The organism is Actinoplanes sp. NPDC019969 (assembly GCF_055562375.1).
Window position 1 is genome coordinate 371,041 of the sequence record NZ_JBVHFK010000007.1, and the last position, 24,440, is coordinate 395,480.

A 24,440-nucleotide genomic window follows, 5' to 3' on the forward strand; every position below is an offset into this window, starting at 1 on the left:
CATGGCTGTCTCGCGCACGGGGAGACAGCCATGAGTCCCAGCCGGGTCGTGCGGCTGGTCAGTCGTGGGCGATGGCGTTCAGGATGTTGAGGCGGGCGGCGCGGATCGACGGCAGGACCGCGGCGAAGACCCCGACCAGGGCGGCCAGGCCCAGGTAGGTGGCCATCCGGGTCCAGGGCAGGACGATCTGGGTGATGCCGTCGTTCTCCAGGGCGCGGGCGACCGCGCTGCCCATGCCGGCGCCCACGGCGACCCCGAGCAGGGCGCCGAACACCGCGATCACCACGGCCTCGACGGTGATCATGCGCATGGTCTGGGCGCGGCCCAGGCCGACGGCGCGGAGCAGGCCGAGTTCGCGGGTGCGTTCCAGCACGGACAGGGCGAGGGTGTTGACCACGCCCAGCACCGCGATCAGGATGGCCAGGCCCAGCAGGATCTGGATCATCATGATGATCTGGTCGAACTGGGCGGCCTGCTCGTCGACGAAGGTCTGCTGGTCGATGGCGCTGAACTCGGGACTGTCCCCGAGCAGCGCCTTGATCTGCGGCAGGACCGCCGGCACGGCCACCCCGTCGTCGAGACGGACGAAGCCCATGACCGGCCCGGTCGCGCCGAACCCCTTGATCGCCTCGCCGGGCAGGATGATCCGGCCGGGCAGGCTGTTCTCCGGGTAGATCATCGTGACCGTGTACGTGTGCGCCTCGCCGCGGGACGTCTGGACCGGGACGCGGGCGCCGGTCTGCCAGCCGCGTTCCTTCGCCTCGGTGTCGCTGACCGCGACCTGATCGGCGGTGAGCTTCGCGGCGGTCGTGCCGTACGCCTCCGCCAGCCGGGACAGGTCCGGGGTGGCGACCACGTACGCCGGGGCGTCGCCGATCCGCACCACGTCGGTGTGCATCCCGGCGGCCGCGCGGACACCCGGGATCGCCGCGGTCCTGGTCAGGACGTCCGGGTCGAACGTCGGCGCCTGCGCGGTGTCCTGATCGCCGTTGATCAGGATCTGGGCCTTGAGGGCGCCGGCCACCTCCGACTTGAGGCTGGCCTTCGCCGAGTCCATCACCACGGTGACGCCGGTGACCAGGGCGATGCCGACCATCAGGGCGGCCGCGGTGATCGCGGTGCGGCGGGGGTTGCGGCCCGAGTTGAGCCGGCCGAGACGGCCCGGCACCGACCAGGCGAACAACCGGCCCAGCAGGGACACGACCGGCCGGCTGATCAGCGGGGTGAGCAGGGCGACGCCGATGAACGTGACCAGCACCCCGCCGAGGATCAGCCACAGCACCGCGTCGCCGGTCGCGACGAACAGGCCGGTGCCGAGCGCGGCCGCCCCGGCGGCGGTGACCACCGAGCCGGCCACCGTGATGCCGGTGAGCGGCCGGTCCGGGGTGGCGACGTCCTGCATCGCGGCGATCGGCGCGATCCGGGAGGCGCGCAGCGCGGGCAGCACCGCGGCGACCACGGTGACCAGGACACCGACCGTGAACGCGCTGATCACCGCGGACAGCGGGACCCCGAGCGGGGCCAGGTCCATGCCGCCGCCCATGCTGCTGAACAGCGCGCCCAGCCCGGCGCCGGCGCCGATCCCGGCGGCCAGGCCCAGGATCGCCGCGAGCAGGCCGACGATGACCGCCTCCACCAGCACCGAGTTGATCACCTGTCGGCGGCTGGCGCCCATCGCCCGCAGCAGCGCCAGCTCGCGGGTGCGCTGGGCGACCACGATCGAGAAGGTGTTGAGGATCAGGAAGATGCCGACGAACAGCGCCACCCCGGCGAACCCGAGCAGGATCTGGTTGAAGAAGGAGATGCCCTGCTTGAGGTCCGCGGCGCTGTCGGCGGCCAGTTGCTCACCGGTCTTCACCTGGTAGCCGTCGCCGAGCAGCGGGGCGAGCCGGTCGCGTACCTCGCCGGGGGTGACGCCGTCGGCGGCGCGGACCGTGACCGAGGTGAACACGTCCTTCGCGCCGAGCATCAGCTCCTGCGCGACGGGGGTGGTGAAGGCGACCTCCTGCACGCCGCTGAGGCTGCCCCGGTCGCCGGTGTAACCCCAGATCCCGACCAGCGTGAACACACGTTTCGGCTGCTGGGTGAGGACCGGGACCCGGTCGCCGACCCGGTATCCGGCGAGTTCGGCGGTGGTCGCGTTCATGGCGATCTCGCCGGGCGCCTGCGGGCCGCGGCCGGAGCGCATCTGCATGATCTCGTCGGCGCCGGTCCAGTTGGAGCCCATCCGGGGCGGGCCGAACGAGGTGAGCACCTTGCCGTCGGCGCCGATCACCCGGGCCCCGTCGGCGTCGACACGGCCGGTCGCCGACCGTACCCCCGGCTGGGCCTTGACCGTCTCCACGACGGACGCCGGAAGCGTCGCGGCGACCTCCTCACCCTCCATCTCGGAGAGCTCGACCTTGGGTTTCGCCGCGACCGAGACGTCGGTCGTGGCGTAGGCGTCGGCGAAGATCGAGTCGAAGGTACGGTTCAGCGTGTCGGTGAGCACCAGCGCCCCGGACACGAACATCACACCCAGGATCACGGCCAGGCCGGACAGCACCAGCCGCAGTTTGCGGGCCAGCAGGCTCTTCAGCGTCGCGCGCAGCATCAGAGCATCACCGGGACGTCACGGGTGTCCAGGCGCTTCATGGTGTCCAGCACGGTGTCGGCGGTCGGGCCGGCCAGTTCGTCGACGATGGCGCCGTCGGCGAGGAAGACCACCCGGTCGGCGTAACTCGCGGCGACCGGGTCGTGGGTGACCATCACGATCGTCTGCCCGTGCTCGCGCACACTGGACCGCAGGAACGACAGCACCTCGGCGCCGGACCGGGAGTCCAGGTTGCCGGTCGGCTCGTCCGCGAAGATCACGTCGGGGCGCCCCATCAGCGCCCGCGCGCACGCCACCCGCTGCTGCTGGCCGCCGGAGAGCTGGCTGGGCCGGTGCCCGAGCCGGTCGGACAGGCCCACCGTCGCGATCACGGTGTCCCACCACTGCGGGTCCGCCTTGCGGCCGGCGATGTCCAGCGGCAACCGGATGTTCTCCGCCGCGCTCAGTGTCGGCAGCAGGTTGAACTGCTGGAAGATGAACCCGATCCGGTCGCGGCGCAGCCGGGTCAGCGCCTTGTCGCCCAGCCGGCTGATCTCGGTGCCGCCGACGTGAACGGTGCCCTTGTCGACGGTGTCCAGGCCGGCGAGGCAGTGCATCAGCGTCGACTTGCCGCTGCCGGACGGTCCCATGATGGCCGTGAACCGGCCCCGGCCGAACTCGGCGCTGACCCCGCGCAAGGCGGCCACCCGGGCCTCGCCCGAGCCGTACACCTTCCAGATCTCCTCCGCGCGCGCCGCCACCGGCCCGCCGGCATTCGTCGCTGCCACCGTGTTCTCCCCCTGTGGATTCGATTACGTCCGCCTCAGTGTTTCGGCGGATCCGGCGGCATGCCTCCGCCCGGCGGTGGAGACCGACGCGGAGATTTCCTCGGGGGCGGCACCCAGGAAGTCCTCAGGGGAGTCCCTGAGGCACGGTGGGTATCGATGGTGGGGTCTAACGTGAAAGCCCCGCCCTGGAGGACCGCATGCGTGTTCGATCGGCACCGCTCCTGGCTCTTCTCGCCGCTCTCGTGCTGCTGACCGGCTGCCTGCCGGTGACACCCGGGCAGGAGAGCCCGCCGGCACCGGACCGGACGGCGAGGACCAGCCCCAGCCCCTCCAACGACCCGGACGGCACCGACACGCCCGAGGAGTTCGCGTCCGACGTCCGCGATTCGACGTTCATCGCCGAGCAGTACTGGAAGGAGCGGCTCGGCGGCGGCTTCCAGGCGGTGCGGAAGGTGATTCCGTACGAGCGGGACGGTGAAGTGGAATGCGCCGGGCAGCCGCTGCCCCGCAACAACGCCGTCTACTGCTCCGCCGGGGACTTCATCGCGTACGACGTGAACTGGGCCTTCGCCGCGTTCCAGCAGATCGGTGACTCGTTCGTGTTCTACCTGCTCGGCCACGAGTACGCGCACGCCATCCAGGCCCGGCTCGGCATCCGCAAGGAGTTCACCATCCAGCAGGAGCTGCAGGCCGACTGCATGGCCGGGGCGTTCATCGGCGACAAGGCACGCCAGGGGGTCCTCACCATGCAGGACGACGACACCCAGGAACTGGCCGACGGGCTCGCCGCGGTCGGTGACGATCCCGGGCAGCCGTGGTTCGCGCCCGGCGCGCACGGCACGCCCCAGCAGCGGTTCGACTCGTTCGCGGAGGGCTACGACAACTCCCTCGACGCCTGCGGGGTCTGAGGGGGCCGTCACAATCGATCGGCTGCGGCGCCGGGAGCGGCCAGAATGGGGCGGTGACTTCCGCCTACCCGGCCGCGGTGCTCTTCGACATGGACGGCACGCTCGTCGACAGCGAACGGATCTGGGGCATCGCCCTGGCCGAACTCGCGGTCCACGCCGGGGGCGTGCTCTCCGAGACGGCCCGGCTCGCCATGGTCGGCACCAGCATGTCCACCAGCATGCGGCTCTTCCGCGACGACCTGGGGCAGCCGGACCGGCCCGAGGAGCCGGACGTGCGGTGGCTGTCGGCGCGGGTGCGTGACCTCTTCGCCGACGGCCTGGTCTGGCGGCCCGGCGCGATGGAGCTGCTGCGCGCCGTCCGTGACGCCGGGATCCCGACGGCGCTGGTGACCTCCACCGGGCGCAGCCTCGTCGAGGTGGCGCTCAAGACCCTCGGCCCGGAGAACTTCGACGTCGTGGTCTGCGGCGACGAGGTGAAGAGCCCCAAACCGGATCCCGAGCCGTACCTGACCGCGGCGTCCCTGCTCGGCGTCCCGATCGCCGCCTGCGTCGCCATCGAGGACTCACCGAGCGGCGTGGCCAGTGCCTTCGCCGCCGGCGCCGCGGTCCTCGCGGTCCCGGCGGAGCTGGAGCTCGCCCCCGTCGACGGCGTCCACCTGCGCACCAGCCTCACCGGTGTCGACCCGGCGTTCCTGGCGACCCTGCTGAGCCCCGCCGCCGCCTCCCTCCCGCGAGCGACGGTGCGCACCGAGGACTGACGGCTCACTGAGCGGAGTCCGCCCGGTCGAGCCGGGCGAGCCAGCGGTCCAGCAGGGCGGCCTCGACCGGTTCCAGCCGGTCGGTGCCGGTGAGGGAGAGCTGGGAACGCAGCCGGCGGGCCGCGGCGCGCACCGGGTCCGGTCCGCTCGGCGCCGCCGGCCGGGTGAGGACGGCGGAGAAGACGGCGTCGCGGGCACGGTGCGACAGCGCCGGGTCGTCGAACAGCCCGGGCTGGGCGATGCGGCCGAGAGCGACGCCGATGTTCGCGGGCAGGATCAGCTGGGCGGCCAGCCGCGGCGTCGTCGTCAGCGCCCCGGCGGCGGCGCAGCGCAGCAGGGCCGCCTCGAGTAGTTCCAGGATGCGCTGATATGTCGTCGCGCACGACTGCGGCCGGGGCGCGAACATCAGCCGGTAGAGCGCCGGGTTGTCCGCGGCGAACGCCATGTGGTCGTCCCAGCCGGCGTACAGGTCGGCGATCGGGTCGTCGGTGACCTCGAGTTCGGTCTTGCGCTGCGCGTAACGCTCCAGGCCGGTGTCGGCGACGGCGTCGAGCAGGCCCCGCTTGTCCCCGAAGATCCGGTAGAGCACCGGCTGGGTCACGCCCGCCTCGTCGGCGACCGCGCGGGTGGCGATGTCCCCGTCCGTGGAGGCGGCGAGCTGCCGCTCGGCGGCCGCGATCAGCGCGGCACGGACGGCGGCGTCGTTGGCCGGGCCGGTGGCACCGCGCCGGCGGGAAGAGACATCGCTCATGAATCAATGCTACGCCAACGCGCTAGCGGTGAACGCGTACCTCTGTTACGGTTGTCGTATCAGCGATACGCGATAAAGCTATCGCCACTATGATGGGATGTGAGACTCATGGCTGACCAGCGAGTCGCCGTCGTCACCGGCGCTTCCCGGGGCATCGGCCGCGCCATCGCCACCGCCCTGGCCGCCGCCGGGCAGGCCGTCGTCGTGGGCTACGCCGGCAACGAGGAAGCGGCGAAACAGGTCGTCGAGGAGGTGACCGCCACCGGTGGGCGAGCCGTGGCCGTGCGGGCCGACATCGCCGACGAGGACGCGGTCGCCGAGATGTTCGACACCGCCCAGCGCTCGTTCGGCGGCGTCGACGTCGTCGTCAACTCCGCCGGCCGCCTGTCGCTGTCCCCGATCGCCGACCTGGACCTGGCCGACCTCGACGCGCTGCACCGCACCAACATCCGTGGCACGTTCGTCGTCGCCCGCGAGGCCGCCCGCCGGATCCGCCCGGGCGGCGCGATCGTGACGCTGTCCACCTCGGTCGTCGGCCTCCAGATCCCCGGCTACGGCGCCTACGCCGCCAGCAAGGGCGCCGTCGAGGCCCTGACCCTCGTCCTGGCGCGCGAACTGCGCGGCCGCGACGTCACCGTCAACGCCGTCGCTCCCGGCCCGACCGCCACCGACCTGTTCCTCGACGGCAAGGACGAGGCGACCATCGAACGCCTCGCCCAGCAGTCCCCCCTCGAACGGCTCGGCACCCCCGCCGACATCGCCGAGGTCGTCGCGTTCCTGGCCGGGCCGGGCGGGCGATGGGTCAACGGCCAGGTCGTGCGCGTCAACGGCGGGATCGTCTGACGGCCGTCACCGGCTGACCACACCCCGCACCTCTCATCACCCGACCCGGAAGGAACATCCGTCATGCCGTTCGCCAACCTCAAGGTCCCCGCCGACACCCTGACCCCCGAGTCGAAGAAGAAACTCATCGACGCCGTCACCGACGCCTACGCCGACGTGTACGGCGAACGCGCCCGCGCCACCACCCTCGTCCTGGTCGACGAGGTCGCCGAGGGCGGCTGGGGCCTGGGCGGCACCGTCCTGACCGCCGAGATGCTCGGCCGCAGCTGACCCGCCAGCGAGTCCTCGCCGGCCCGGCCCCGGGTTCATGAACGAGGACGGACCAGGCCGGTTTCATAGGCGAGGACCACCGCTTGGGTACGGTCACGCAAGCGCAGCTTCGTCAGCACGTGCCCGACATGGGTCTTGACCGTGGTCTCGCTGACCCCGAGCGTCTCGGCGATCTCCGCGTTGGAATGGCCGCGCGCGACGTGCACCAGAACCTCCCGTTCCCGGCCGGTCAGCGGCGCCAGCCGGGTCGCGGCGGTCACGGCCGGGTCGGTGGGCAGCGCACCGGTGATCCGGCTCAGCACCCGGGCCAGCACCATCGGCGTGATCACCGCGCCACCGGCGGCGACAGCCCGGACGGCGGCGGCCAGTTCACCGTGCGGCGCGTCCTTGCACAGGTATCCCGCGGCCCCGGCGCCGACCGCGGCCACCACCTCGTCGTCGCTGTCACGGTCGGTGAGAACCAGGATCCGCACCCCCAACCGGGTCGCGGTGATCGCCCGGGCGACCGCCAGGCCGTCCATCCGGGGCAGCGCGACATCGGTGATCAGCACGTCCGGCAGCAGCCGCCGGGCCAGGTCGACGGCCTCCACACCGTCCCCGGCCTCCCCGGCCACGACGATCTCCGGCTCCTCGCCGCCACCCCAGAACACCCGCCCGTCACCCTGGCCGGCGCCATCCGACCGCAGCCCGGGCAGCACGCGCTCCGGCTGTTCGCGGCCCGGCGCATCGCCCGCGCCGGGCCGGCCTTCCCCGACACCGGTCCCGTGTCGGTCTTTGCGGGGCCTGGTCTCGTGCCGGCCTTCGCTGGGCCCGTTCCCGTGCCGGCCTTCCCCAGACCTCATGTCGTGCGTCTCGCCGCTGAGCCCGATCTTGTGCCGGCTTCCACTCGATCCGGTCTCGTGCGGGACTTCGCCGGACCCCGTTTCGAGCCCGGCGCCGCCGAATCCGGTCTCACGTCGAGCGGCGCCGGTCCCGCGTCGAGCGTCGCTGGCTCCTGTCTCGTGCCGGGTCTCGCCGGTTCCGCTCTCGCGTCGGGCGTCGCCGGACTCGGCGCTGTGCCGGGCTCTGCCGAGCGCGGCCGGCGGACCGTGGGCGGCTTCAGCCGAGCCCTGTGACGACGGCGCGGGCCGGTCCTGTGACACGGCCGCGCCGGTCGCGGTGGAGACGCCGCCTCTCACCGAAGGGTGACCGCTGCCCTCCGCCGAGGGCCCGTCCCGGTTCGCCGCGGGGCGAGCGTCCCGGTTCGCCGCGGTCAGTTCGGTGCTGTTCGCGGCGGTGAGAACGGCGCGGAGCCCGGCCCGCTGCAGCGGGGACGAGTCCGCCAGCAGCACCCGGATCGGCCTCGTCATCGCGGCCCCTCCCACCGTCGGCCCGGATCCGCGCCGGGCCGGGTCGCCGGGCCGGTGGGGTGGGCGGGCAGGTCAGCCAAGGGGGTCGTCCCGCAGATGGGTGCCGACCCGGTCGGGCTCGGAGTCGGTGGCCGGGCTGCCCACGGTGAGCACCTCGGGATAGGGCGGCGGCGTGCCACCGAACTCCGGGCACCGGGCCTGGTGGCTGCACCAGCCGCACAGCCGGCTCGGCTTGGGGCGGAAGTCCTGGTCGCGTTTGGCCCGCTCGATCGCCTGGGAGAGGGCGATCAGAGTGCGCTCGAAACGCTCCAGCTCGCCCGCCTCAGGGCTGTAGTCGAGAGCCTCGGCGTCCTTCAGATAGAGCAGGCGCAGCGCCCGGGGAACGACGCCGCGGGTGCGCCACAGCACCAGGGCGTAGAACTTGAGCTGGAACAGCGCCCGGCCCTCGAACGCCTCCCGTGGCGCGCCGCCGGTCTTGTAGTCGACCACCCGCAGGTCGCCGGCGGGGGAGACGTCGAGACGGTCGATGTAACCCCGGAGCAGCAGTTCGTCGCCGATCGTCGTGGAGATCAGGGTCTCCCGCTCGGCCGGCTCGAGACGCTGCGGATCCTCGACGGCGAAATAACCGGCGAGCAGGTCACGGGCACCGGCCAGGAACGCGGCGATCCGGGCCACCTCGGCCGCGCCCTCCGGGGCGTCGACCAGCGCGAGCTGACCGGTCGCGTCGTCCTCCGCGGCGATCGCGGCGGGATCACGCATCGGCTCACCACCGGCCGGCGAGGCCGCCACAGGGGCGGGCGCGCCGGAATCCGGCAGCGAGGCAGGCACACCGGGCGGCGACAGCGAGGCAGGCAGGTCCGAATCCGGCAGCGAGGCCGGAACCGAGGATGGCTCGCCGGCCGGCCCGGGGGAACCCGGGGCCGAGGCGGGGGAAGCGTCGCCCCGGGCGGACGAGGCCGGGCCGCGACGGCCCCTGACTGGTGGCTCCTTCGCGAAGATGCCGGCCAGGCCGGGCTCCTCGGCGAGCAGCCGCTCCCACTCGGGGGCGACCAGCGCGGCCGCCGCCTCCGGGGTGCGCCCGGCGGCGGGCAGGTCGAACAGGCGCTCCAGCACCGCGTGGACCAGGGTGCCGCGGACCTGGTCGGCCGACGGCTCCTCGGGCAGCTTGTCGACGGTGCGGAAACGGAACAGCAACGGGCAGGTCTTGAAGTCGGCGGCCCGGGAGGGGGAGAGCGAGGGCCCGGCCGGCCGCTCGGGACGCCGCCCGCGGCCGCCGGGCACGGTGGGGTCGCCGGGCTGCGGGGGCGGGGAGACCGGCTGGGCCGCCATGGGAGAGAGCGCCGTCATGTCACAGAGGCTAGGCCAGGGGTACGACGAAAAACGCGGGGTGGGTCCGGCGCGGGCGTGTCCGTAGCATCGATCGCGTGGAGCAGAGCCGCACCCCGCAGGGCCCGCCGCCGGGAGCCGGCCGGCCGGTCGGGCACGTGGCCGGCATCCCGGTGCACGCGAGCACGTCGATGCTGCTCCTGGCGGTGCTGGTCACCGTGGTGTATGGGAACTATGCCCGGGAGCAGCTGGGCCTGGCGCAGCCCTGGGCGTACCTCGTGGGCCTGGGTTTCGTGTTCTGTCTGATCGGCTCGGTGCTGTTGCACGAGCTGGGTCACGCGCTGACCGCCCGCCGGTGCGGCATCGGCGTGCGCCGGATCACCCTGGAGCTGCTCAGCGGCTGGACCGAGATGGACCGGGACGCCCCGGCCCCGCGGGTGGACGCGCTGGTGTCGCTGGCCGGGCCGGCGGTGTCGCTGCTGCTCGGCGGGGTGGCCACGGCGGCCGCGCTGGCGCTGCCGGACCGCACGGTGCCCGGGGAGATCGCGTTCCAGCTGGCGCTGAGCAACGTCCTCGTGGCGATCTTCAACGTGCTGCCGGGGCTGCCGCTGGACGGCGGGCGGGCGCTGCGCGCGCTGCTGTGGGCGGTGCTGAAGGACCGCAACCGGGCGACGGTGGTGGCCGGCTGGGCGGGCCGGGTGCTGGCGGTGGTGACCGCGGCGCTGACCACGCTCCTCTACCAGGCCGGGCTGATCACCGTGCTGGGGCTGGCGTTCGTGCTGCTGGTGGTGCTGACGCTGTGGCAGGGCGCGGGCCAGTCGATCCGGCTGGGCCGGATGACCGGGCGGTTCCCGCTGATCGATCTGGGCGCGCTGGCCCGGCCGGTGCTGGCGGTGCCGGCCGGGACGCCGCTGGGGGAGGCGCAGCGGCGCCGTGCCGAGGACCCGAGGCCGGACGTGGTGCTGGCGGTGACGGACGCGGCGGGTAACCTCACCGCGCTGGTCGATCCGGTCGCCGCCGAGCGGGTTCCGGTCGACCGGCGGCCCTGGGTGAGCGTGGAGAGCGTGGCCCGGTCCCGGGACGCGCTGACCGCGCTGCCGCTCGGATTGACCGGTGAGCAGGTGGTCCGGGCCCTGCAGGCGCACCCTGGCGCGCAGTACCTGGTGACCGCAGGCGAGGATGTCGTGGGCGTCCTGCGGGTCGCCGATGTGGCCGCCGTGCTGGAACCGCGGCGTGCCGGCCGGAATTGACAGCCTCCTGAGAGAAGATCCGTGACCACAACCCCAGCCACCGTCGTCGACGACGTCCCCGCGCACCGCGGGCCGTTCCGGGCGGGCGACCGCGTCCAGCTCACCGACCCGAAGGGCCGGATGCACACGATCGTGCTGGAGCCCGGCAAGGCGTTCCACACCCACCGCGGCGCGATGTCGCACGACGAGCTGATCGGCCTGCCCGACGGCAGCGTGATCACCGCCGCGAGCGGCACCGCCTATCTGGCGCTGCGCCCGCTGCTGTCGGACTACGTGCTGTCGATGCCGCGCGGCGCGCAGGTGATCTACCCGAAGGACGCGGCGCAGATCGTCGCGATGGGTGACGTGTTCCCCGGCGCGAAGGTCCTCGAGGCGGGCGCCGGCTCGGGCGCGCTGACCTGCTCGCTGCTGCGGGCCGTGGGCAGCTCCGGCGAGGTGCACAGCTACGAGCTGCGCGACGACTTCGCGGCGATCGCCCGCAAGAACGTGGAGGCGTTCTTCGGCGGCCCGCACCCGGCCTGGCACCTGCACAACGGTGACGTCGCGGACAACGAGATCACCGGTTTCGACCGGATCGTCCTCGACATGCTCACCCCGTGGGAGGCCCTCGACATGGTCGAGAAGGCGCTCATCCCCGGTGGCGTGTTCATCGGCTACGTGGCGACCACCCCGCAGCTGTCGGAGCTGGTCGAGGCGCTGCGCGAGCGGGGCGGCTGGACCGAGCCGCGGGCCTGGGAGTCGCTGGTCCGCGACTGGCACGCCGACGGTCTCGCGGTCCGCCCGGACCACCGGATGATCGCGCACACCGCCTTCCTGGTGTCGGCCCGCAAGCTCGCCCCGGGCGTGACCGCGCCGCCACGGCGCCGCAAACCGAGCAAGGGCGCGGAGGCGTACGCCGCCCGCAAGGCCACCCAGGCCGCGCTCGCCGCGCAGCAGGCGGAGACGACCGGGGAGTGACGCTCGCCTGTGGAGTCCGGTAGGTTCCGGGGGTCTGCGATCGACAGGACAGGAGTGGGGAACATGAGCTCTCCGCCGTTCGGCGGCGGCAACGAGATGCCGGCGGTGTTCCCCGACTGGTCGCCCTACCCGGACCTGGACTCCGCGGCGCGCGCCTACCTGCGTGACCCGGACGTCGCCCTGGAGGCGCTGTTCGGGGTGTTGCGGGGCGCCCAGGTGCTGTGTTTCACCCTGGAGCGGTTCGTCAACGAGGTGAACGGGGTGTGGCAGGAGGTCGTCGTCTGCGACGGCAGCCGGCTGGTGCTGTGGCACGGCGAGGACGTCGCGCCCGGTGACGGCCCGGTCGGCGCGATGACCTCGTCGCTGCGGGTGGTGCCGCTGTCCACGGTGACCGAGGTGGGCTGCCGGCGGCGGCTCACCCGCACCCCGAACGGGCAGGCCCGGGTCGACAGCATCGACGTCTACCTGCTGCTCAGCTCGGTCGACGACGCGGTGCCGCCGCCCGGGGTGGGCGAGGAGGAGGGCCGCGCCCCGTTACGTCACGACGCGCTGCGGTTCGGCAAGACGCTCGACGACGGCGGGCCGGGACAGATCAACCGGCTGGAGGAGTTCTCCCGGGTGGTGGCTTCTCTGGTGGGCCGTCCCACTCTGTAAACTCATTCACCTTCATTCATGCGGCGTCCGGGCCGGCGACCGCCACGTCGTCGGCCGCCCGCACGACGTGGATGCAATCGCCCGGGCACTCCTTGGCCGAGTCGATGACTTCGAGCAACAGGCCGGACGGCACCAGTGTGCGGACCCCCGGGCTCTGAAGCAACTCGCCGGAGTGGTCTTTCACATAGGCGAGGCCGTCGATGTCCAGTTCGAACACGTCCGGGGCGTACTGGACGCAGAGTCCGTCCCCGGTGCAGAGGTCCTGATCGATCCAGACCTGCAGCTCATCAGTGTCAGACGCCACGTCTACCTCCCACAACAGCGAACGCCCGACGGTACCCGAAGACTGTCCGACCGGCTCATCACCGGTACGGCCAACCGATCAAGAGTCGGTGACAGGGGTGTTGCATGGGTCAAAAACGGTTTCTGAACGGCTAGTGTTGACCCAAGAGTTTCAGCCCCCCGGGGAGGTGGGACGTGGCACGTAGCGACGAAGCGGACTCCCGCGCCGCACGATGGGAGAAGGAAGCCAACGATCTCTCCAGCCAGGTCGCGTTCCTGCAAGAGGAACTTGCCTTGGTTCGGCGGAAGTTGACTGAAAGCCCCCGACACGTCCGGCAGCTCGAGGAACGGCTCGCGGCGACGCAGGCGCAGCTCTCCCGAGTGACCGAGAACAACGAGCGGCTCGTGGCGACCCTCAAGGAGGCCCGCGCCCAGATCGTCACTCTCAAGGAAGAGATTGACCGGCTCGCCCAGCCGCCCAGCGGTTACGGCGTTTTCCTGTCGGCACACGAGGACGGCACGGTGGACGTGTTCACCGGCGGGCGCAAGCTCCGGGTGGCGGTCTCCCCGTCACTGGCCGTCGACGAGCTCCAGCGGGGACAGGAAGTCCTGCTGAACGACGCTCTCAACGTCGTCGACGCGTTCGGCTTCGAGCGCACCGGCGAGGTCGTCTCGCTCAAGGAGGTGCTGGACAACCCGTCCGGCGGCCCCCGTGACCGGGCGCTGGTGATGTCGCACGCCGACGAGGAGCGCATCGTGTTCCTCGCCGACTCGCTCGACGTCGACAAGCTGCGCGCCGGTGACTCGCTCATGATCGAGCCCCGCTCGGCGTACGCGTACGAGCGGATCCCGAAGAGCGAGGTCGAGGAGCTCGTCCTGGAGGAGGTCCCCGACGTCGACTACACCGACATCGGTGGCCTGCACTCGCAGATCGAGCAGATCCGCGACGCGGTCGAGCTGCCGTTCCTGCACGCCGACCTGTTCCGGGAGCACCAGCTGCGCCCGCCGAAGGGGATCCTGCTCTACGGCCCGCCCGGCTGTGGCAAGACCCTGATCGCCAAGGCGGTGGCCAACTCGCTGGCCAAGAAGATCGCCGAGCGGCGTGGCGAGGAGAAGCACACCAGCTACTTCCTCAACATCAAGGGCCCGGAGCTGCTCAACAAGTACGTGGGCGAGACCGAGCGGCACATCCGCCTGGTCTTCCAGCGGGCCCGTGAGAAGGCCGGCGAGGGCACCCCGGTGATCGTTTTCTTCGACGAGATGGACTCGATCTTCCGGACCCGTGGCTCGGGTGTCTCCAGCGACGTGGAGAACACGATCGTTCCTCAGCTGCTCAGCGAGATCGACGGTGTCGAGGGCCTGGAGAACGTGATCGTCATCGGCGCCTCCAACCGGGAAGACATGATCGACCCGGCGATCCTGCGCCCCGGACGACTCGACGTGAAGATCAAGATTGAGCGCCCGGACGCCGAGGCCGCCAAGGACATCTTCGGCAAGTACATCCTCTCCGACCTCCCGCTCAGCCAGGACGACCTGACCGAGCACGGCGGCAACCGGGACGCCACGGTCGCCGCGATGATCGAGGCGGTCGTGCTGCGGATGTACACCGAGACCGAGGAGAACCGCTTCCTGGAGGTCACCTACGCCAACGGTGACAAGGAGGTCCTGTACTTCAAGGACTTCAACTCCGGCGCGATGATCCAGAACATCGTCGACCGTGGCAAGAAGATGGCGATCAAGGAGTTCCTCACCTCCGGCAAGAAGGGCCTCCGGCTGCAGCACCTGCTCGACAGCTGCGTCGACGAGTTCCGGGAGAACGAGGACCTGCCGAACACCACGAACCCCGACGACTGGGCCCGCATCTCCGGCAAGAAGGGCGAGCGGATCGTCTACATCCGCACGCTCGTCTCCGGCGGCAAGGGCGCCGAGGCCGGCCGGTCCATCGAGACCGCCACCAACACCGGCCAGTACCTGTAACAGGCACCGTGACGCGGGGCTGGAGGGAAACCCCTCCAGCCCCGCTTCGCATCATTCGCGCGACCCCGGGCGTCCATCGACGGGTGAAACGCCCCGGTCAGGACCTCTACCGCGCGCGCCGCGGTGATCAACATCGCCACGCAAGGTACCGACGCGCGCACAGGCAGCTTCGGAAAGCGATATGAGAGCGTCTAGGCTCGATACATGAGCAGGCTTGGCTTCGTGGCGGACAGGGTGGTCGCATGAGCGTTCGACGGATTATGGGGACCGAGGTCGAGTACGGCATTTCGGTTCCCGGGCAGCCCGGCGCCAATCCGATGGTCACGTCCTCCCAGGTGGTCAACGCCTACGGCGCGCGCCCGGAGCTCAGCAGCAAGGGCCGCGCCCGCTGGGACTACGAGGAGGAGTCGCCCCTGCGCGACGCCCGCGGTTTCACCTACTCCGGCGCCGCCTACGACCCCGCCGAAGCCCTCGCCGACGAGGACCTCGGCCTGGCCAACGTGATACTGACCAACGGCGCCCGCCTCTACGTCGACCACGCCCACCCGGAGTACAGCACTCCCGAGGTCACCAACCCCCTCGACGTGGTCAAATGGGACAAGGCCGGCGAGCGGGTGATGGCCGAGGCGTCACGCCGCGCCGCCACCATCCCCGGCACCCACCGGATCCAGCTCTACAAGAACAACACCGACAACAAGGGTGCGTCGTACGGGGCCCACGAGAACTACCTGATGCGGCGCCAGACCGCGTTCGCCGACATCGTCGCCCACCTCACCCCGTTCTTCGTCACCCGCCAGATCTACACCGGAGCCGGCCGCGTCGGCATCGGCCAGGACGGCAGCGGCGCCGGGTTCCAGATCTCCTCCCGAGCCGACTTCTTCGAGGTCGAGGTCGGCCTGGAGACCACCCTCAAACGGCCGATCATCAACACCCGCGACGAGCCGCACGCCGACGCCGACAAGTACCGCCGCCTCCACGTCATCATCGGCGACGCCAACCTGTCGGAGATCTCCACCTACCTCAAGGTCGGCACCACCGCCCTCATCCTCAACATGATCGAGGAGAAGGTGTTCACCGGCGAACTCGGCATCGCCGACCCCGTCAGCGAGCTGAAGGCCGTCAGCCACGACCCCACGCTCAAACACCTCATGCGACTGCGCGACGGCCGCCGGCTGACCGCCCTGGACCTGCAATGGGCCTACTACGAACGCGCCCGCCAGTTCGTCGACGAACGGTACGGCGCCGACACCGACGAGCAGACCACCGACATCCTCAACCGGTGGGAGGACGCGCTCGACAAACTGGGCCGCGACCCCATGCTCTGCTCCGACACCCTGGACTGGGTGGCCAAACTACGGCTGCTCGAGGGCTACCGGGAACGCGAGAGCCTGGGCTGGTCCTCACCCAAACTCCAGCTCGTCGACCTGCAGTACTCCGACGTGCGCCCGGAGAAGGGCCTCTACCACCGCCTCGTCGCCCGCGGGTCGATGCAGACCCTGCTGGACCCGGACGACACCCAGCGCGCCATGTACGAGCCGCCGGAGGACACCCGGGCGTACTTCCGTGGCCGCTGCCTCGCGCAGTACGCCTCCGAAGTGGTCGCCGCCAGCTGGGACTCGGTCATCTTCGACGTCGGCCGGGAGTCGCTGGTCCGGGTCCCCATGATGGAGCCGGAGCGGGGCACCAAGAAGCATGTCGGCGCGCTCTTCGACACGTGCGAGAGCGCCAAGGATCTGCTCGAGGTGATCACGAGCCGGTAAGAAAACACCCGTTCCGGCGGGCCGTTTCGTCACAGGTGCGAGGTAGGTTTTTCCCATCCCGATGTTGCAGGACTTCGGGTGGCTTCAGAAGGGGGACATCCATGGCAACCCGAGACACAGGTGGTCAGTCGCAGAGCAGCAAGGGCTCGAGCGACCAGGAGATCGAGGACGTCACCGTCGAGGCCAATCCCGAGGTCGCCGAACGGCATGCGGAGATCACCGAGGACGTCGACGACCTCCTGGACGAGATCGACTCCGTCCTCGAGGAGAACGCCGAAGAGTTTGTTCGCGGATATGTACAAAAAGGCGGACAGTAGGGCATAGGCAGGCAAAACGGACATGCCTCTACCGAATGACGATGTGGACGGCCGTCGTCGCTGCCGTGACTGCGGCGAATGGAAGGCGCTGGAGCAGTTCTGTAGCAGTAGCAAGCGGCCAACGGGTCGCGGCAGCTACTGCAAGGATTGTTTCAACGTCCGATCGAAGGCCAGCTACGCGAAGCGTCTACGGGAGACGGCAGGCCGGGAGGTCCAACAGAACCGAGTGGTTCCCGAGGGGCACCGCTATTGTCCGGACTGCGGGGAAACGAAGGCGTTGGCCGAGTTTCCCCGCAGTCGTAACGACACGGGCGGTCGCGGCAGGTACTGCAAGCCGTGCCACAACGCGCGCGGTAACGAGACCAAGCAGCGACTCTACGGTGGCAACCGGGAGTATCACCTGCGCCAGCGTTATGGCAGCGGCCAGGCGGAGGTCGACGAGCTTCTCGCGGAGCAGGGGGGTGTCTGCGCCATCTGTGGCGCGGCCGACCCGCAACACGTAGATCACGATCACCGCACCGGTTGGGTGCGCGGGATATTGTGCTTCAACTGCAACGGCGGTCTGGGGCAGTTCCGGGACGACCCGGTCTTCCTCGCCGGCGCGATTACGTACCTGAAAGGAACCACGTGGCGACGGGCTTTGATCCATCCGGGCGTCTACCGGATTTCTTCACCAGCACGGGGACGTCCTCCTTCACGCAGTTCCTGAGCCAGGCCGCCCCGGAACTGCTTCCGGGGCGCCGGCCACTTCCGCCCGGCCTGTCCGCGGACATCGCGCCGCACGGCACCACGATCGTCGCGATCGCGACGGCCGAGGGTGTGGTGATGGCCGGTGACCGCCGGGCGACCATGGGCAATCTGATCGCCAGCCGGGACATCAAGAAGGTGCACCCGGCGGACGCCTATTCGCTGATCGGCATCGCCGGCACGGCGGGTATCGGCATCGAGCTGATCCGTCTGTTCCAGGTGGAGCTCGAGCACTACGAGAAGATCGAGGGCGCGATGCTCTCGCTCGACGGCAAGGCGAACCGCCTGGCCGCGATGGTGCGGGGCAACCTGGGAGCGGCGATGCAGGGCCTGGCCGTGGTCCCGCTGTTCGCCGGGTTCGACCTGGCGCCGGCGGATGCGGCGCGCGCGGGCCGGATCTTCAGTTTCGATGTGGCCGGTGGCCTCTACGAGGAGACCGGCTACGAGGCGATCGGGTCGGGGTCGCTGTTCGCGAAGTCGGCGCTGAAGAAGCGGTACCGGGCCGGGCTGAGCACCGAGGACGCGATCAATCTGGCGGTCGAGGCGCTGTACGACGCGGCGGACGACGACACCGCGACCGGTGGGCCGGACGTGACCCGCAAGATCTACCCGGTGGTGATGACCGCGACGGCGAACGGCACGCACCGGCTCAGCGATGAGGAGATCACCACGGTGGCCGAGCGGGTCGTCGCGGGGCGTATGGAGAACCCGGGCGGCTGACCCGCACTTTTCGCAGAAAGAGAGGTAGCCACCCGTGGCCATGCAGTTCTACGCATCACCCGAGCAGGTTCAGCGGGACCGCTCGGAGTATGCCCGCAAGGGCATCGCCCGCGGCCGGTCGGCCGTGGTGCTCACGTACGAGGGCGGCATCCTGCTGGTCGCCGAGAACATCACCACCCTGCGCAAGATCAGCGAGATCTACGACAAGATCGCGTTCGCTGCGGTGGGGCGCTACAACGAGTTCGAGGCGCTGCGCCGTGGCGGGGTGCGGATGGCCGACATGGTCGGTCTCAGCTACGACCGGCGGGACGTGACGGCGCGGGCGCTCGCCAACACGTACACGCAGACGCTCGGTGCGATCTTCTCCGAGACGCAGAAGCCGTACGAGGTGGAGATCTGTGTCGCGCAGGTCGGCGCCTCGCCGGAGGCCGACGAGCTGTACCGGATCACCTACGACGGCTCGGTCATGGACGAGCCCGGGTTCATGGCGATGGGCGGCCAGGCCGAGGCGATCGGGAACGTGCTGCGTGACCGGCACGACTCGTCCGCGGACCTGCTGGCGGCGCTGACACTGGCCCGGGAGGCGCTGGGCAGCGTCGGCGGCGAGAACGGGCAGGCGCGCACCCTGGAGGCGAAGCAGCTCGAGGTGGCGGTGCTGGACCGGCGGCGGCCGGGCCGGGCGTTCCGGCGGATCACCGGGGCGGCGCTGACCACGCTGCTGGGTCACGAGTCGGTGCCGGAGGCCGAGCTCGGCGACGTGGACGCGGCGCCGCCGGCTCCGGCGGAGGCGAAGCCGACGATCTCGGCGGCGTCGGAGGACACCGAGGGCAACGACAAGTAGGCGGGTTCGTGATTGCGGGGCGTGTTCCGCCGGAACACGCCCCGCAATCATGGAAAGCCCGATTGTGGGTGCCACTTAACCGGTCCTTACCGGTAGTGTTTCGACATGGAACGGCGAATTTTCGGCCTCGAGACCGAGTACGGAGTCACGTGCACCTATCGGGGGCAGCGGCGGCTGTCTCCGGACGAGGTGGCCCGCTACCTGTTCCGCCGAGTGGTGTCCTGGGGACGCAGCAGCAACGTCTTTCTCCGTAACGGCGCCCGTCTCTACCTCGACGTCGGTTCCCACCCTGAGTACGCGACCCCGGAATGCGACTCCGTCACCGATCTGGTCGCCCACGACCGGGCCGGTGAGCGGATCCTCGAGGGCCTGCTCGTCGACGCGGAGAAGCGTCTGCACGACGAGGGCATCGCGGGGGAGATCTATCTCTTCAAGAACAACACCGATTCCGCCGGCAACTCGTACGGGTGTCACGAGAACTATCTGGTCAGCCGGCACGGCGAGTTCGGCCGGCTCGCCGACGTGCTGATCCCGTTCCTGGTGACCCGGCAGCTGATCTGCGGCGCCGGCAAGGTGCTGCAGACCCCGCGCGGGGCGGTGTTCTGCCTGTCCCAGCGGGCCGAGCACATCTGGGAGGGCGTCTCCAGCGCGACCACCCGGTCCCGGCCGATCATCAACACCCGGGACGAGCCGCACGCCGACGCCGAGCGGTACCGGCGCTTGCACGTGATCGTCGGCGATTCCAACATGAACGAGGTCACCACCCTGCTCAAGGTGGGCAGCGCCGACATCGTGCTCCGCATGATCGAGGCCGGTGTGGTGATGCGCGACCTCACCCTGGAGAACCCGATCCGGGCGATCCGCGAGGTCAGCCACGACGTCACCGGCCGCCGCAAGATCCGCCTGGCGAACAACAAGGAGGTCTCCGCGCTGGACATCCAGCAGGAGTACCTGGCGAAGGCCACCGAGTTCGTCGAGCGCCGTGGTGGTGACCCGGTCGCCAAGCGGGTCGTGGAGCTGTGGGGGCGGGTGCTCAGCGCGATCGAGAGCGGTGACCTGGACCCGGTGTCCCGCGAGATCGACTGGGTGTCGAAATACAAGTTGATCGAGCGCTATCAGGCCAAGCACGACATCCCGATGTCGCATCCCCGGATCGCGCAGCTCGACCTGGCGTACCACGACGTGCGCCGGGGCCGTGGCCTCTACGCGCTGATGGAGAAGCGCAAGCAGGTCGACCGGATCGCCAACGACCTGCAGATCTTCGAGGCGAAGGAGACGCCGCCGCAGACCACCCGGGCCCGGCTGCGCGGCGAGTTCATCAAGCACGCCCAGGAGAAGCGCCGCGACTTCACCGTCGACTGGGTGCACCTGAAACTGAACGACCAGGCCCAGCGGACGGTGCTCTGCAAGGACCCGTTCCGGGCGTACGACGAGCGGGTGGAGCGCCTGATCGCCAGCATGTGACAGCGCGATAGGCTGGCCGGGCCATGACGATGCCCGGCCAGCCCGAACCCCCCGAGCGCTCGGAGCCCGAGGTCCGCTGGCGGCGTCTGGAACGCCGCAGGGAGCGGGTCTTCCGGCAGATCCAGCGTGACCGGGCCGGCGGCCACAAGGTTCCGACCTGGGCGCTGGCGGCGATCCTCGGGCTGCTGCTGGCCGGCTGGGCTTACCTGATCATCACCAGCTGATCAGTGGGTGCGGCGGTCACCAGTTCTCGCCGTCGTCGTCCTCCATCGGGAAACGCGTCAGCACGGTCCGGGCCTCCGCACGGCGGCCCTGCCGGTGGAACTCCATGATCAGGGTGGCGCGCAGGGCCCGCAGCAGGGAGTCCTCCGGGCCGAACGCGGCATGCAGGTCGCCGAGCACGCGGGTGCCGAGTTCGACCGCGGCCGCCGGGTCGTGACCGCCCTCCCACAGCCGGCAGGCGAGGTTCGCCTGGGCGCACAGCGTCCGCGGATCGCCGGGGCAGAGGATCCGTTCGTGGTCCGCGGCGATCGCCGTGACCAGGGCGACCTCCTCGCCGGCGCGGCCGGCCATGAGGCGCATGCCGGCCAGCCGGAGCCGGGCGAACCGGGTCTCCGGAGCATCCGCGCCGAGAGCACGCGCACAGTCGGCGGCGATCCGGGTCGGGGCCGTGAGGATCCGCTCGTCCCGGGTCCGAGCCTCGTCGTGCCGGCCCGCGGCGGCGTAGGCGCCGGCCAGTACATCCCGGATCCGGACGGTGCCCTCGGTCACCGAGCGGGTCGCCGGGAGCGCGATGGGGGCCGGCGGGCAAGGGGAGGGGGTCGCCGAACACGCGCAGCCGGCCGGCGGACACCGATTCCAGGCGGGTGATCCGCTGCGGGCAGTGCCGCCGGTTCGGGGTCCACGACGAGCAGGTGCGAGTGATAGGCGGAGATGGCGGCCTCACCGCGGGCGCCGAGGGTGGCCGGGTCGTCCGGGCCGAGGATCCGGGCCAGGCCGTATTCCCGCCGTGCAACGAGAGTCCGCCGGTCATCCGGGCCGAAAGAACGTTCGGTCTCGGCGACGGCGTCACGGAGTCGGAGGAGTTCGGCGCGATGCATGAGGCGGTCCCGGAGCGGTCGAAGCGGGCGGTCGAAGCGGCCGGTTGAGGTAAGCGGTTGGAGCGGTCGGTCGAAGCGGTCGGTCGAAGTAAGCGGTTGGAGCGGGCGGTCGCGGGAGAGGCGCTCGCGGACAGGGACGGCCGAGGGGGAGCGGTCTTGGAGTGAGAGGGGCGGCAGGAGAACGTACCCCGCATGATCGTGGTCTGGGGCACGAGCGGCAACCGGGCCGCAACCGTTCGGGGAACCGCGCTGTCCCCGGGATGCCGTGTTCTGGGTGGGTGCCGGAGCAGCGAGTCGCGAGGACGTACGTGGTGGTGGCGGTTCTCGCCCTGATCACGTACCAGTTTCTGCCCGAAGGTCTCTGGTGGCAGGCCGCCGTGCAGGTGGCGATCGGCTGGACCGGTGTCGCCGCGATCCTGGTCGGCGCGCACCGGATGCCGCGGCGGGACCGGCTGCCCTGGTGGCTGTTCGCGGCCGGGGTGTTCAGCAACGCGACCGGCATCGGTGTCGGCGCGGTCGCGGACGTCTGGTTCGGGCTGGTCGACATGCCGACCCCGGCCGACCCGTTCTTCCTCGGGCTGTATCCGGCGTGCGCGGCCGGTCTGGTCGTGCTGATCCGGCGGCGCAATCCGCGGCGGGACTGGGCGGCGCTCGTCGACGCGGCCGCGATCACCACCGGGTTCGGGCTGCTGGCCTGGGTCTATGTGATCGCCCCGGTGAATCTGGGCGACCCGATGGACCGGGCGGCCCACGCGACGCAGGTGGCGTACCCGATCGGGGACGTCCTGCTTCTCGCGGTCACGACCCGCCTGTTGCGCAGTGGCGGCAGTCGCGGCGCCCCGTTCTGGTGGATCACCGGTTCGCTGGCGGCGTTCCTGATCGGTGACAGCGCCTGGGTGATCCTGGACAACATGGGCGACACCGGCGCGATGCTGATCGAGACCCCGTGGTTCGCCCGTCTGCTGCAGTCGGTCTTCCTGGTCGCGTTCCTGCTGTTCGGGGTGGCGGCGCTGCATCCCGGCGCGCAGGCGGTGGCGGCTCCGGCGGACGCCCGCCCGGCCAGTCTCGGCACCGGCCTGCTGGCCCTGCTGACCGGCGCCTCGCTGATCGCGCCGGGGGTGCTGGCCGCGCAGACGGCGTCCGGCACGGTGTCCGACGGGTGGAGCATCGCGTTCTGCTCGGCGACCCTGTTCCTGCTGGTGGTGGCCCGGATGGCGCTGTTGATCCGGGAGGTGGAGACGCAGGCGCGGCAGGTGCGCGCGCTGGCCCGTTCGGACGAGCTGACCGGGCTGCCGAACCGGCGGGCCTGGAACGACGAGCTGCCCCGCGCCCTGGAACGGGCCCGCCGCGACGGCGAGCCGGTCTCGGTGGCGATCCTCGACCTGGATCACTTCAAGAGATACAACGACACGTACGGGCATCCGGCCGGGGACCGGCTGCTCAAGGAGGCCAGCGCGGCGTGGCACGCGGCGCTGCGCGACGTGGACGTGATCGCCCGGCACGGCGGCGAGGAGTTCGTGGTGCTGCTGCCGGCCGCGGGCGCCGGGGACGGTCTGCGGGCGGTGACCCGGGCGCTGGCGGCGACGCCGTCCGGGCAGACGTTCTCGGCCGGTCTCGCCGTCTGGAACGGGACGGAGACCTCCGACGAGCTGCTGGCCAGGGCGGACGAGGCGCTGTACGCCGCGAAGGCGGCCGGCCGCAACCGGGTCGAGGTGGCTCAGGCGAGCAGCGCGGCGGCGTGACGGCCGGCCGCGGCGGCGGCCAGGAAGTAGCCGTGGTCCTGGTCCAGCGTGCGGCCCATCGTGGACAGCGGCACCGGGCAGGCCCGCAACGCCGCGTCGAGACCGCCGGTGGCGACGCGGACCAGGCGGTGGCGGGCGGCGAGCGGCGCGAGCGCGGCGTCGACCGCCGCGGCCAGGGCGGGGTCGAGGCCGTCCGGCACCGGCAGGTCGGCGCTGGTCAGAGCGACTTTTCCGTACGCCGTCAGGCTGTGATGGGACACCCCGCGGTGCCGTTCGCGCCCGTCGCCGCCGGAGATCCGCAGCGACCCGACCGGCCGGCCGCCGAGCACCGCCGCCGCGTTGACCGCCTCGCCCAGCGCCACCCCGGAGAACCCCCAGGTGGTGCCGGTGCCGAGGTTGCCGGGGCCCTGCGCGACGATCGTCACGTCGGCGTGCAGCACGTGCCGGGCGGCCAGCAGCCCGGTGTGCACGGTGCCGGCCTCCAGGTCACCGCCGAACGCCTGCCCGGTGGTGATCGTCCCGGCGAGGTGGCCGCGCAGCCCGTCCAGGGTGCGGGAGAACCAGGCGGGCAGCGCCCCGCCGTCGGTCATCACATAGGCCACGCGGGCGCCGGGCCGGTCGGCGTGGACGCCGGCCAGGATCGCCGGCAGTGCCGAGTGCAGGTCGGCGGTGACCACCGGCATCCCGTCGATCGACTCGGCGGCTGCCAGCACCGCCCGGTGCGGGGACGCCTCCTCGTCGGCGCCGAGCAGGATCGGCTGCAGCGGGGTGTACCGCGCCTTGACCAGGTGCCCGCTGTCCCGGTTGGCGCCGTCGTCGGGCGGGTCGGCGGGCAGCCGGTCGGGCAGGGCGACGACCAGCGCGTACCCGCCGGTGCCCAGGCCCATCATCAGCGCGCCGACGTTGAGCAGCACCCGGTCGCCGGGCTCGGGCGTGCCGACGAGGTGGGGGTAGGCGAGCGCGCGCACCGGGCCGTCCGGGGTCGTCACGTCGAGTTCCACGGCGCCGTGCCAGCTACGCCGCACCGCCTGCACTGTTCCCGACCGCCACCGCACCATGGCGGC

25 protein-coding genes are annotated in these 24,440 nt (G+C 71.3%); 17 read left to right on the plus strand and 8 right to left on the minus strand.

What is annotated here, in order from left to right; all coding sequences use genetic code 11:
* Window positions 1-58: 58 nt before the first annotated feature.
* Window positions 59-2,593, minus strand: coding sequence for an ABC transporter permease (locus ACZ3II_RS22860; RefSeq protein WP_465519728.1), 2,535 nt, complete (start codon window positions 2,591-2,593; stop codon window positions 59-61).
* Window positions 2,593-3,360: an ABC transporter ATP-binding protein gene (locus tag ACZ3II_RS22865; RefSeq protein WP_465519729.1), complete on the minus strand. Its 768-nt coding sequence runs from the start codon at window positions 3,358-3,360 to the stop codon at window positions 2,593-2,595. Before ACZ3II_RS22865 ends, ACZ3II_RS22860 begins: the two co-directional genes overlap by 1 nt.
* Before the next feature lie 197 nt (window positions 3,361-3,557).
* Between ACZ3II_RS22865 and ACZ3II_RS22870 the strand changes: the two genes are divergently transcribed.
* Together ACZ3II_RS22870 and ACZ3II_RS22875 are read left to right on the plus strand one after the other, a co-directional pair.
* Entirely contained in the window at window positions 3,558-4,268 is a 711-nt protein-coding gene (locus ACZ3II_RS22870; RefSeq protein ID WP_465519730.1) for a neutral zinc metallopeptidase, read from the plus strand.
* A gap of 53 nt (window positions 4,269-4,321) precedes the next feature.
* Entirely contained in the window at window positions 4,322-5,026 is a 705-nt protein-coding gene (locus tag ACZ3II_RS22875; RefSeq protein ID WP_465519731.1) for an HAD family hydrolase, read from the plus strand.
* Between the two features lie 4 nt (window positions 5,027-5,030).
* Here ACZ3II_RS22875 and ACZ3II_RS22880 read toward each other — a convergent pair whose 3' ends face one another.
* Window positions 5,031-5,777 carry a TetR/AcrR family transcriptional regulator gene (locus ACZ3II_RS22880; RefSeq protein ID WP_465519732.1) on the minus strand — a complete coding sequence of 249 codons (747 nt, stop codon included), beginning with the start codon at window positions 5,775-5,777 and terminating at the stop codon, window positions 5,031-5,033.
* A 108-nt stretch (window positions 5,778-5,885) separates the two neighbouring features.
* Here ACZ3II_RS22880 and ACZ3II_RS22885 point away from each other — a divergent pair, with 108 nt between their 5' ends.
* Together ACZ3II_RS22885 and ACZ3II_RS22890 are read left to right on the plus strand one after the other, a co-directional pair.
* A complete protein-coding gene (locus ACZ3II_RS22885) occupies window positions 5,886-6,620 on the plus strand; it encodes an SDR family oxidoreductase (RefSeq protein WP_465519733.1) in 735 nt (244 codons plus the stop codon).
* Window positions 6,621-6,683: 63 nt separating this feature from the next.
* Window positions 6,684-6,890, plus strand: a complete 207-nt coding sequence (locus ACZ3II_RS22890) for a 4-oxalocrotonate tautomerase family protein (protein ID WP_203818944.1) — start codon at window positions 6,684-6,686, stop codon at window positions 6,888-6,890.
* A gap of 35 nt (window positions 6,891-6,925) precedes the next feature.
* Here ACZ3II_RS22890 and ACZ3II_RS22895 read toward each other — a convergent pair whose 3' ends face one another.
* Together ACZ3II_RS22895 and ACZ3II_RS22900 are read right to left on the minus strand one after the other, a co-directional pair.
* Window positions 6,926-7,585 carry a LuxR C-terminal-related transcriptional regulator gene (locus ACZ3II_RS22895; RefSeq protein WP_465519882.1) on the minus strand — a complete coding sequence of 220 codons (660 nt, stop codon included), beginning with the start codon at window positions 7,583-7,585 and terminating at the stop codon, window positions 6,926-6,928.
* A 726-nt stretch (window positions 7,586-8,311) separates the two neighbouring features.
* On the minus strand, window positions 8,312-9,586 hold the full coding sequence (locus tag ACZ3II_RS22900; protein WP_465519734.1) for a RecB family exonuclease: 1,275 nt from the start codon (window positions 9,584-9,586) through the stop codon (window positions 8,312-8,314).
* A 77-nt stretch (window positions 9,587-9,663) separates the two neighbouring features.
* On the opposite strand from ACZ3II_RS22900, the gene ACZ3II_RS22905 reads away from it, so the two are divergent.
* The 3 genes from ACZ3II_RS22905 to ACZ3II_RS22915 all read left to right on the plus strand — a co-directional run bounded on the left by ACZ3II_RS22905 (window position 9,664) and on the right by ACZ3II_RS22915 (window position 12,426).
* Entirely contained in the window at window positions 9,664-10,815 is a 1,152-nt protein-coding gene (locus ACZ3II_RS22905) for a M50 family metallopeptidase (RefSeq protein WP_465519735.1), read from the plus strand.
* 21 nt (window positions 10,816-10,836) lie between these two features.
* Complete coding sequence (locus ACZ3II_RS22910) at window positions 10,837-11,772, plus strand: tRNA (adenine-N1)-methyltransferase (protein ID WP_465519736.1); 936 nt, start codon at window positions 10,837-10,839, stop codon at window positions 11,770-11,772.
* A gap of 63 nt (window positions 11,773-11,835) precedes the next feature.
* Window positions 11,836-12,426: a hypothetical protein gene (locus tag ACZ3II_RS22915; protein ID WP_043533673.1), complete on the plus strand. Its 591-nt coding sequence runs from the start codon at window positions 11,836-11,838 to the stop codon at window positions 12,424-12,426.
* A 16-nt stretch (window positions 12,427-12,442) separates the two neighbouring features.
* Here the strand turns inward: ACZ3II_RS22915 and ACZ3II_RS22920 are convergent, their stop codons facing one another.
* Window positions 12,443-12,730: a ferredoxin gene (locus tag ACZ3II_RS22920; RefSeq protein WP_465519737.1), complete on the minus strand. Its 288-nt coding sequence runs from the start codon at window positions 12,728-12,730 to the stop codon at window positions 12,443-12,445.
* Between the two features lie 173 nt (window positions 12,731-12,903).
* Here ACZ3II_RS22920 and arc point away from each other — a divergent pair, with 173 nt between their 5' ends.
* The 8 genes from arc to ACZ3II_RS22960 all read left to right on the plus strand — a co-directional run bounded on the left by arc (window position 12,904) and on the right by ACZ3II_RS22960 (window position 20,758).
* Window positions 12,904-14,685: a proteasome ATPase gene (gene arc, locus ACZ3II_RS22925; protein ID WP_465519738.1), complete on the plus strand. Its 1,782-nt coding sequence runs from the start codon at window positions 12,904-12,906 to the stop codon at window positions 14,683-14,685.
* 242 nt (window positions 14,686-14,927) lie between these two features.
* Window positions 14,928-16,445 carry a depupylase/deamidase Dop gene (gene dop, locus ACZ3II_RS22930; protein ID WP_465519739.1) on the plus strand — a complete coding sequence of 506 codons (1,518 nt, stop codon included), beginning with the start codon at window positions 14,928-14,930 and terminating at the stop codon, window positions 16,443-16,445.
* Between the two features lie 101 nt (window positions 16,446-16,546).
* Window positions 16,547-16,762, plus strand: coding sequence for a ubiquitin-like protein Pup (locus ACZ3II_RS22935; protein WP_360292182.1), 216 nt, complete (start codon window positions 16,547-16,549; stop codon window positions 16,760-16,762).
* A 22-nt stretch (window positions 16,763-16,784) separates the two neighbouring features.
* Window positions 16,785-17,471, plus strand: coding sequence for an endonuclease VII domain-containing protein (locus ACZ3II_RS22940; protein WP_465519740.1), 687 nt, complete (start codon window positions 16,785-16,787; stop codon window positions 17,469-17,471).
* Complete coding sequence (gene prcB, locus ACZ3II_RS22945; protein WP_465519741.1) at window positions 17,390-18,229, plus strand: proteasome subunit beta; 840 nt, start codon at window positions 17,390-17,392, stop codon at window positions 18,227-18,229. The genes ACZ3II_RS22940 and prcB overlap by 82 nt, the downstream gene beginning before the upstream one ends.
* Window positions 18,230-18,263: 34 nt before the next feature.
* Entirely contained in the window at window positions 18,264-19,070 is an 807-nt protein-coding gene (prcA, locus tag ACZ3II_RS22950; RefSeq protein WP_465519742.1) for a proteasome subunit alpha, read from the plus strand.
* Between the two features lie 105 nt (window positions 19,071-19,175).
* Window positions 19,176-20,534: a Pup--protein ligase gene (gene pafA / locus ACZ3II_RS22955; RefSeq protein ID WP_465519743.1), complete on the plus strand. Its 1,359-nt coding sequence runs from the start codon at window positions 19,176-19,178 to the stop codon at window positions 20,532-20,534.
* Window positions 20,535-20,557: 23 nt separating this feature from the next.
* The gene (locus ACZ3II_RS22960; protein WP_465519744.1) at window positions 20,558-20,758 is read left to right on the plus strand and encodes a hypothetical protein; all 201 of its coding nucleotides are present in this window, start codon (window positions 20,558-20,560) and stop codon (window positions 20,756-20,758) included.
* A gap of 16 nt (window positions 20,759-20,774) precedes the next feature.
* Here the strand turns inward: ACZ3II_RS22960 and ACZ3II_RS22965 are convergent, their stop codons facing one another.
* Entirely contained in the window at window positions 20,775-21,305 is a 531-nt protein-coding gene (locus ACZ3II_RS22965; RefSeq protein ID WP_465519745.1) for a hypothetical protein, read from the minus strand.
* Window positions 21,306-21,454: 149 nt separating this feature from the next.
* Here ACZ3II_RS22965 and ACZ3II_RS22970 point away from each other — a divergent pair, with 149 nt between their 5' ends.
* The gene (locus tag ACZ3II_RS22970; protein WP_465519746.1) at window positions 21,455-21,682 is read left to right on the plus strand and encodes a hypothetical protein; all 228 of its coding nucleotides are present in this window, start codon (window positions 21,455-21,457) and stop codon (window positions 21,680-21,682) included.
* Between the two features lie 230 nt (window positions 21,683-21,912).
* Entirely contained in the window at window positions 21,913-23,376 is a 1,464-nt protein-coding gene (locus ACZ3II_RS22975; RefSeq protein WP_465519747.1) for a GGDEF domain-containing protein, read from the plus strand.
* Here ACZ3II_RS22975 and ACZ3II_RS22980 read toward each other — a convergent pair.
* The gene (locus ACZ3II_RS22980) at window positions 23,352-24,434 is read right to left on the minus strand and encodes a DUF3866 family protein (RefSeq protein WP_465519748.1); all 1,083 of its coding nucleotides are present in this window, start codon (window positions 24,432-24,434) and stop codon (window positions 23,352-23,354) included. The two genes, ACZ3II_RS22975 and ACZ3II_RS22980, sit on opposite strands and share 25 nt — an antisense overlap.
* Window positions 24,435-24,440 lie beyond the last annotated feature (6 nt).

Bases quoted from the DNA above. Each gene is read 5' to 3' on its own strand.
- ACZ3II_RS22860 (WP_465519728.1), bottom strand. From the start codon at position 2,593: ATGCTGCGCGCGACGCTGAAGAGCCTGCTGGCCCGCAAACTGCGGCTG.
- ACZ3II_RS22890 (WP_203818944.1), top strand. From the start codon at position 6,684: ATGCCGTTCGCCAACCTCAAGGTCCCCGCCGACACCCTGACCCCCGAG.
- ACZ3II_RS22900 (WP_465519734.1), bottom strand. From the start codon at position 9,586: ATGACGGCGCTCTCTCCCATGGCGGCCCAGCCGGTCTCCCCGCCCCCG.
- ACZ3II_RS22885 (WP_465519733.1), top strand. From the start codon at position 5,886: ATGGCTGACCAGCGAGTCGCCGTCGTCACCGGCGCTTCCCGGGGCATC.
- ACZ3II_RS22980 (WP_465519748.1), bottom strand. From the start codon at position 24,434: ATGGTGCGGTGGCGGTCGGGAACAGTGCAGGCGGTGCGGCGTAGCTGG.
- ACZ3II_RS22940 (WP_465519740.1), top strand. From the start codon at position 16,785: ATGCCTCTACCGAATGACGATGTGGACGGCCGTCGTCGCTGCCGTGAC.
- ACZ3II_RS22870 (WP_465519730.1), top strand. From the start codon at position 3,558: ATGCGTGTTCGATCGGCACCGCTCCTGGCTCTTCTCGCCGCTCTCGTG.
- dop (WP_465519739.1), top strand. From the start codon at position 14,928: ATGAGCGTTCGACGGATTATGGGGACCGAGGTCGAGTACGGCATTTCG.
- ACZ3II_RS22880 (WP_465519732.1), bottom strand. From the start codon at position 5,777: ATGAGCGATGTCTCTTCCCGCCGGCGCGGTGCCACCGGCCCGGCCAAC.
- ACZ3II_RS22915 (WP_043533673.1), top strand. From the start codon at position 11,836: ATGAGCTCTCCGCCGTTCGGCGGCGGCAACGAGATGCCGGCGGTGTTC.
- pafA (WP_465519743.1), top strand. From the start codon at position 19,176: ATGGAACGGCGAATTTTCGGCCTCGAGACCGAGTACGGAGTCACGTGC.
- ACZ3II_RS22960 (WP_465519744.1), top strand. From the start codon at position 20,558: ATGACGATGCCCGGCCAGCCCGAACCCCCCGAGCGCTCGGAGCCCGAG.
- ACZ3II_RS22935 (WP_360292182.1), top strand. From the start codon at position 16,547: ATGGCAACCCGAGACACAGGTGGTCAGTCGCAGAGCAGCAAGGGCTCG.